This is a genomic window from Mycobacterium sp. (assembly GCF_032162105.1).
GTDB lineage: Bacteria > Actinomycetota > Actinomycetes > Mycobacteriales > Mycobacteriaceae > Mycobacterium.
This window is the reverse complement of sequence record NZ_JAVRPS010000453.1, coordinates 1-6,528: the sequence shown is the minus strand read 5'-3', so window position 1 is coordinate 6,528 and position 6,528 is coordinate 1. Positions and strand designations below refer to the sequence as shown.

Sequence of the window (6,528 nt, the reverse complement as noted above, 5' to 3'; positions counted from 1 at the left end):
TGCAGGCCTGAACGACTGCTCCAGCGCACTGGACTGGATGCACGCCGGGCGCGATGAGCTCGGGCTCGCATCGATCGTCGTCACGGGTGAGTCCGGCGGTGGCAACCTCTCGCTGGCGACGGCGCTGAAGGCCAAGCGCGAGGGCCGGCTGGACCGGATCGACGGCGTGTACGCGCAGGTGCCCTACATCTTCGGTGGGTACGACACCCCGGATCCCGCGCTGCCGTCGCTGATCGAGAACGACGGCTACATCCTGAGCTCGTCCGCGCTGACCTTGATGGCTGCGCTGTACGACCCGGCCGGGGAGCACACCACCAACCCGCTGGCCTGGCCGTACTACGCCGACGTCGCCGATCTCGAGGGGCTGCCGCCGCACGTGATCACCACCGACGAACTGGACCCGCTGCGCGACGAGGGGCTGGCCTACCTGCGGGCGTTGCAGCGGGCCGGGGTCGAGGCCACCGGACACACCTACAACGGGGTGGCGCACGCGGGTGAGTTGCTCGCCGCGGCGGCCATTCCGGAGTTGTTCCAGCGGGCGCAACGCGACCTGGTGGACTTCGCGCACCGGGTGAGTTGAGCGGTGCGACTTTCGCGGCGCCGTCGGGATTGCTGTTGTCGAATCAGCGGATCAGCTGGACTTTGATTGGCAGGTCGAGCTCTGGCCAGGCTCGATCGGCGGTGAGCACGACGGCCGGCGTGCTGCGGATGGTCAGTGCGAGACAGCATCGGTCGCCGAGCGAAAGCGAGCGGCCGCCCTTGATGGAACGCAGGGCTCCGGCAAGTTCGGCGTCACGCTCGGTGAGCGGCTCAATGGTGACTCCGGCTGCCCTGAGCAGTTCGCGGACACGTGACGCATCTACTCGTGCGTCGACGAGCTTGCCCACCACCTCCGCAAGGTTCGGCGTTCCGATTGTCGCCTCGTTGATGGCCGCCGCGACGGAGTCTGCGCCGGGTTCGTCCTGGATGAGTGCGAGCACCGCGGAGGCGTCGAGGACCGTCATTCGGATTCAGCCGCGGCGTGCCGTTCTGCGAGAAGCTCTTCGACCAGCGAGCGGCTACTGCTCAAGCCACTGCCGAGTCGGCGAAGCTCGGATATGGCGTCCTGCGGCCGCTCGATGATCAGCCGATGGCCGTCGAGGTGGAGGTGGAGGTGGTCACCGGGACTCAAGCCGAGCGCCGCCCTGATCTCGGCGGGGATGACCAGCCGACCTTGCCGACCAAGAGTGATCGTGGCACCCATGTGGACAGTGTGCCACGACGGTTCGGCATGTGGCACTGGCCCAACCATGACCCGATTCATTGAAAAAGAGTGTCCGAGGGGGGACTTGAACCCCCACGCCCGTTAATAGGGCACTAGCACCTCAAGCTAGCGCGTCTGCCATTCCGCCACTCGGACCAGTTCGAAGGCAGCTTAGGTTATCGGATGGCCGGGCCCGGACCCAAACCCGGAGTGCCCGGCAGTGGTATTAAGTGTGACTGTGACTGGTGGTATGGACGAGGTGGTCGGGTTCGTCAGCGAGTTGATCCGGTTCGACACCAGCAACACGGGTGAACTGGAGACCACCAAGGGTGAGGCCGACTGCGCTCACTGGGTGGCCGAGCGGCTCGAAGAGGTCGGCTACCAGACCGAGTACGTCGAGTCGGGCGCCCCTGGCCGGGGAAACGTCTTCGCCAGGCTGTCGGGCGCCGACCCTAGTCGCGGCGCGCTCATGATCCACGGCCACCTCGACGTCGTGCCCGCTGAGGCCGCCGACTGGAGCGTGCACCCCTTCTCGGGCGCGGTCGAGGACGGCTACGTCTGGGGCCGCGGCGCGGTCGACATGAAGAACATGGTCGGCATGATGATTGCGGCGGCGCGGCACTTCAAGCGCGCCGGCCTGGTACCACCCCGCGATCTCGTCTTTGCCTTCGTCGCCGACGAGGAAGCCGGCGGCAAGTACGGCTGCCAATGGCTGGTGGAGAACCGGCCCGACCTGTTCGCCGGCGTCACCGAGGCCATCGGAGAGGTCGGCGGCTTCTCACTGACCGTGCCGCGCCGCGAGGGCGGCGAGCGGCGGCTCTACCTCATCGAGACCGCCGAAAAGGGCATGCTCTGGATGCGTCTCACTGCCCGTGGCCGCGCCGGGCACGGCTCGTTCGTGCACGACGAGAACGCCGTCACCACGGTGGCAGAGGCGGTGGCGCGGCTGGGCAACTACGAGTTCCCACTGGTCATGACCGACCCCGTCGCGCAGTTTCTGACCGCCGTCGGTGAGGAAACCGGGTATGCCTTCGACCCGGATTCGCCCGACCTGGACGGCATGGTCGCCAAGCTGGGGCCGATCGGCCGCATCGTGGGCGCCACGATGCGGGATTCGGCCAACCCGACCATGCTCAAGGCCGGTTACAAGGCCAACGTCATCCCCTCCACGGCCGAGGCAGTGGTGGACTGCCGGGTTCTCCCAGGGCGTCAGGCGGCCTTCGAGGCGACGGTCGACGAGCTGATCGGTCCGAACGTCAGCCGGGAGTGGATCACCGAGCTGCCGTCCTACGAGACCACCTTCGACGGGGATCTGGTGGACGCCATGAACGCCGCGCTGTTGACCGCCGACCCCGACGCGCGCATCGTGCCGTACATGCTGTCGGGCGGCACCGACGCGAAACACTTTGCGCGCTTGGGTATTCGCTGTTTCGGCTTCAGCCCGCTGCGGCTACCGCCTGAGTTGGACTTCGCGGCGCTGTTCCACGGCGTCGACGAGCGGGTACCCGTCGACTCACTCGAATTCGGCACCCGGGTACTCGAGCACTTCCTGTCGCACTGCTGACGAAAATCGAAAGGAAATCATGTCCTTCCCGTACAACCCGTACGAGTTCCTGCCACGGCTACCCACGTTCACGCTGACCTCCGAGTCGGTCACCGACGGCCAACCGCTGGCCAATGACCAGGTCAGCGGCATCATGGGCGCAGGCGGTTCCGACGTCTCACCGCAGCTGAGCTGGTCGGGGTTTCCGGAGACCACCCGCAGCTTCGCGGTGACGATGTACGACCCGGATGCGCCGACGGCATCGGGGTTCTGGCACTGGGCGGTGGCCAATCTGCCCGCCACGGTGACCGACCTGCCCGCCGGTGTCGGTGACGGCAGCAATAGCGGATTTCCCGGCGACGCACTCACGCTGGCCAACGACGCGGGGCTGAAGCGGTTCATCGGCGCCGCACCGCCCGCCGGGCACGGCCCGCACCGCTACTTTATCGTCGTGCACGCGGTCGACGTGGAGAAGCTCGACCTGCCCGAGGGTGCCACGCCGGCATACCTCGGGTTCAACCTGTTCGGCCACGCCATCGCCCGCGCGATCATCCACGGCACCTACGAGCAGTCCTGACCTCCCGCGAGCAGACGTAAAGGTGCCCAGTTCGCCGGCGTGTCGGGTGTTTTTACGTCTGCTCGCGCGGATTTCAACGAACAGAACTAGCGGGTGGCCGAACCGACGGCCTCGGCGAGCGTCGCGAAGCCGCCGTCATGCAGTCGGCGGGCCAGGCCGTCGTGTAAGTCCCTGGCCCAGGAGCCGCCGCCGTAGATGAAGCCGGTGTACCCCTGCACCAGTGACGCGCCCGAGGTGATGCGGTCCCACGCGTCGTCGGCGGTCTCGATGCCGCCGACGCTGATCAGCACCAGCCGGTCACCGACCCGCTGGTAGAGCCTGCGCAGCACCTCCGAGGACCGCCGCGCGACGGGAGGGCCCGAGATGCCGCCAGGGCCGAGTGCGTCGACGCCGGGGGTGACCAGCCCGTCGCGGGACACCGTGGTGTTGGTGGCCACGATGCCCGCGAGCCCCAGTTCGACGGCCAGGTCGGCGATGTCGTCGACGTCGTCGTCCGACAGATCCGGTGCGATCTTCACCAGCACCGGCGTCTGCGTCTGCGCCTTCACCGCGGCAAGGATGGGTCGCAACGACTCCACCGCCTGCAGGTCGCGCAGGCCCGGGGTATTCGGCGAACTGACGTTGACCACGAGGAACGCCGCCAGCGGGCCGACCAGCCTGGCGCTCTCGGCGTAGTCGGCGACGGCGCCGTCGGGTGGCGTCACCTTGGTCTTGCCGATGTTCACGCCGATCGGTACGTCGGCGGTGTGCCGCGTCAGGCGCAGCGCGAGTTCGCCCGCGCCGTGGTTGTTGAAGCCCATCCGGTTGAGCAGCGCGCGGTCGTGGGCCAGCCGGAACATCCGTGGCCGCGGGTTGCCCGGCTGCGCCCGCGCGGTCACCGTGCCGACCTCGGCGTATCCGAAACCCAACGCTCCCCAGGTGTTCAGGCCGGTGCCGTCCTTGTCGAATCCGGCGGCCAAGCCGACCGGGCCGGGGAACCGCACGCCGAACACCGTGCTCTCCAGCACCGGGTCCGTCGGTGCCAGCCAGCGGGTCAGGCCGTGGCGCAGCGGTCGAGGTGCCGTGGCGGTGCGCAGGCCCGCGAACACCCAGGTGTGGATGCGTTCGGGCGGGACCAGGAACAGCGCCCGGCGCAGCACGCGGTAGATCACGCAGTGCCCGCCACTACGCCCCCGGCTGGTCCGCAGCCAGCTGGTCGGCCGCGGTCTTCTTGCGACGCAACAGAACCCGACGGCTACCGTCGGTGTACAGGCGCACCCGGGTCAGCTCCCAACCGCGGTACTCGGCCTCGATCGACAGGCGCGTCGAGGCGGACAACCGCGTCACGTCCGGCGGAAGCCGCAGCGGCGCCCACTCGTACTCGTCGGACAGGTCCGATTCCCAGCCCGCGGGCATCCTGCCACGCTGGACCGCCGTCATGGCAGTCTGCTCTTCGCGCAAGCGCTCATCACCGCGGCACCGCACTGGTGATCACCTGCACGCCCCCTCCTGAACCCGACACCACGTACAGGGTGCCGGTGTCATCGTCGAAGGCCAGGGAGTTCGGTTGCTGCACGGTTCGATAACGCACCTTCTCGACGGGTATTCCGGTGGCCAGATCGTAACCAACGACGCTGTTCGTCGCGGTCTCCGACACCCATGCCAGCTTGGCCGACCCGGTCAGCCCGTACGGCGCGCCGGGCACCGGATAGCGCTGCCGCAGCATCAGCGGGTCCGCGCCGAACACCAGCAGCTCGCCGCCACGCGTGTCAGCGACAAGGACCCGCCCCGCGGAATCGGCCGCGATGGTGGTGGCGCCGTCACCGGCCCGCAGGGAGTGCTCGGCCCGCGTGCCCGACGCATCGACGGTGGTGACCGAGGTCTGCCCACGATCCAGCACCACGACCGTGTCGCCCTGGGCGACAAGGGCATCCACGCGGGCGAAGATCTGCAGCCGGGCGGCCACCGCGGTGGCCGAACTCAACGTGTACACCGCTCCGTCGGCGCTACCCAGCACGACGTTGCCATCGTCACGATGGGCGATGGCGGTGAACTCGGTGTCCCGCGCGCCGTCCACGTCCAGTCGGGTCACGGCGCCGGTGGTGACGTCGACGCGGAAGTAGCCGCCCCTGGTCGAGACGTACGCGGTGCCGCGGTCGTCGCCGGTCAGCGCCGTTGCCGCCGCGGGTAGGAGCACCGTCCGCGCAGGCGCGGACGGCGGGAATGCCGTGACCACGGAACGCCCCGCCGGATCGCCCCCAAGGACGACCAACGTGTGGGTCGCCCGGTCGAAAGTGCTCGCCTGGCCCGGGCCGTTCAACGGGCGTATCTCACCCGCGGGTGGGGCGGTGACGGGCGGTGAGTCCGCCGCAACGGCGGGCTGGATCGTCGGCGGCGGCGCGTCGGACGACTTCGTGGAGCATGCCGCGCCGGCAACCACCATCACAGCCACTACGGCACTGTGAGCTAGGCGACTTATCAGTTTTCGATGCGACGGCAAAGGGAAGCTCTCAAATGTGCGAAATGAATGTGGCTGGCGAGGCAAGTGTAGGCAAGCTCCCGTTTACGGATTCGTCAACTCCGACCCCCCTGATGACCGCACCGGCGGTATGGTTCCGGCATGACCATGGCGGCCGACAAAGACGTAGCCGACGAAGTATTCACCATCGAAGACATCTCAACTGGCATGTACGCGAGCGGTTTTGGCAAAGTCGGTGACGGTCGCTCCTTTTCCTTCCGCATCGAGCGCCAACTCCTGATGGTCGAGATCTACCGGCCGCGGCTGGCAGTGCCGGTTCCTCATGCCGAGGACGTCGTGGCCGTGGCCAGCCACAGTGTGGCCCACGTCGACGTCAACGACGAACGCAGTCTGGTCGCCGCGGTGCGGGACGCCGTCGCCGACGCACAACCGGTGCCGCGTACAGGTCGCTGACCACTTCCCACGGTACGGTCGTCGGCGTGGTGGACGTGGCGGCGATGTCGTGGGTGCAGGTGATCGCGCTCTCGGTGGTCCAGGGCCTCACGGAATTCCTCCCGGTCAGCTCGTCCGGTCACCTCGCGATCGTGTCCCAGATGTTCTTCCGCGACGATGCAGGCGCGTCGTTCACCGCCGTCATTCAAATCGGCACCGAGATTGCGGTGTTGATCTACTTCGCTCGCGACATCGTGCGGATCGTGAAGGCGTGG

The 6,528-nt window shown here is 68.0% G+C and carries 10 protein-coding genes and 1 tRNA gene; 5 read left to right on the top strand and 6 right to left on the bottom strand.

Going from position 1 to position 6,528, the window contains the following annotated elements:
• Positions 1-580 (top strand): alpha/beta hydrolase (locus QOC69_RS23355; protein WP_526444046.1); only part of this gene is annotated, 580 nt, incomplete at its 5' end.
• Between the two features lie 43 nt (positions 581-623).
• Here the strand turns inward: QOC69_RS23355 and QOC69_RS23350 are convergent.
• The 3 genes from QOC69_RS23350 to QOC69_RS23340 all read right to left on the bottom strand — a co-directional run bounded on the left by QOC69_RS23350 (position 624) and on the right by QOC69_RS23340 (position 1,399).
• The gene (locus tag QOC69_RS23350) at positions 624-1,004 is read right to left on the bottom strand and encodes a type II toxin-antitoxin system VapC family toxin (protein ID WP_526444044.1); all 381 of its coding nucleotides are present in this window, start codon (positions 1,002-1,004) and stop codon (positions 624-626) included.
• Positions 1,001-1,243, bottom strand: coding sequence for an AbrB/MazE/SpoVT family DNA-binding domain-containing protein (locus tag QOC69_RS23345; protein ID WP_526444042.1), 243 nt, complete (start codon positions 1,241-1,243; stop codon positions 1,001-1,003). Before QOC69_RS23345 ends, QOC69_RS23350 begins: the two co-directional genes overlap by 4 nt.
• Before the next feature lie 70 nt (positions 1,244-1,313).
• Positions 1,314-1,399, bottom strand: a tRNA-Leu gene (locus QOC69_RS23340).
• Positions 1,400-1,493: 94 nt separating this feature from the next.
• Here QOC69_RS23340 and QOC69_RS23335 point away from each other — a divergent pair.
• Both QOC69_RS23335 and QOC69_RS23330 read left to right on the top strand, forming a co-directional pair.
• Complete coding sequence (locus tag QOC69_RS23335; protein WP_526444054.1) at positions 1,494-2,807, top strand: M20/M25/M40 family metallo-hydrolase; 1,314 nt, start codon at positions 1,494-1,496, stop codon at positions 2,805-2,807.
• A 19-nt stretch (positions 2,808-2,826) separates the two neighbouring features.
• Complete coding sequence (locus QOC69_RS23330; RefSeq protein WP_526444040.1) at positions 2,827-3,363, top strand: YbhB/YbcL family Raf kinase inhibitor-like protein; 537 nt, start codon at positions 2,827-2,829, stop codon at positions 3,361-3,363.
• 86 nt (positions 3,364-3,449) lie between these two features.
• Here the strand turns inward: QOC69_RS23330 and QOC69_RS23325 are convergent, their stop codons facing one another.
• From QOC69_RS23325 to QOC69_RS23315, 3 genes are read right to left on the bottom strand one after another with little or no spacing between them, the layout of a single operon-like run.
• On the bottom strand, positions 3,450-4,511 hold the full coding sequence (locus tag QOC69_RS23325; protein ID WP_526444052.1) for a quinone-dependent dihydroorotate dehydrogenase: 1,062 nt from the start codon (positions 4,509-4,511) through the stop codon (positions 3,450-3,452).
• Positions 4,512-4,527: 16 nt separating this feature from the next.
• Positions 4,528-4,782: a DUF5703 family protein gene (locus tag QOC69_RS23320; protein WP_526444038.1), complete on the bottom strand. Its 255-nt coding sequence runs from the start codon at positions 4,780-4,782 to the stop codon at positions 4,528-4,530.
• Positions 4,783-4,810: 28 nt separating this feature from the next.
• Positions 4,811-5,785, bottom strand: a complete 975-nt coding sequence (locus QOC69_RS23315; RefSeq protein WP_526444050.1) for a YncE family protein — start codon at positions 5,783-5,785, stop codon at positions 4,811-4,813.
• A 177-nt stretch (positions 5,786-5,962) separates the two neighbouring features.
• Here QOC69_RS23315 and QOC69_RS23310 point away from each other — a divergent pair, with 177 nt between their 5' ends.
• Positions 5,963-6,274, top strand: coding sequence for a hypothetical protein (locus QOC69_RS23310; protein ID WP_526444036.1), 312 nt, complete (start codon positions 5,963-5,965; stop codon positions 6,272-6,274).
• Between the two features lie 44 nt (positions 6,275-6,318).
• Positions 6,319-6,528: undecaprenyl-diphosphate phosphatase (locus tag QOC69_RS23305; protein WP_526444048.1), on the top strand; the 210-nt coding region annotated here is incomplete at its 3' end.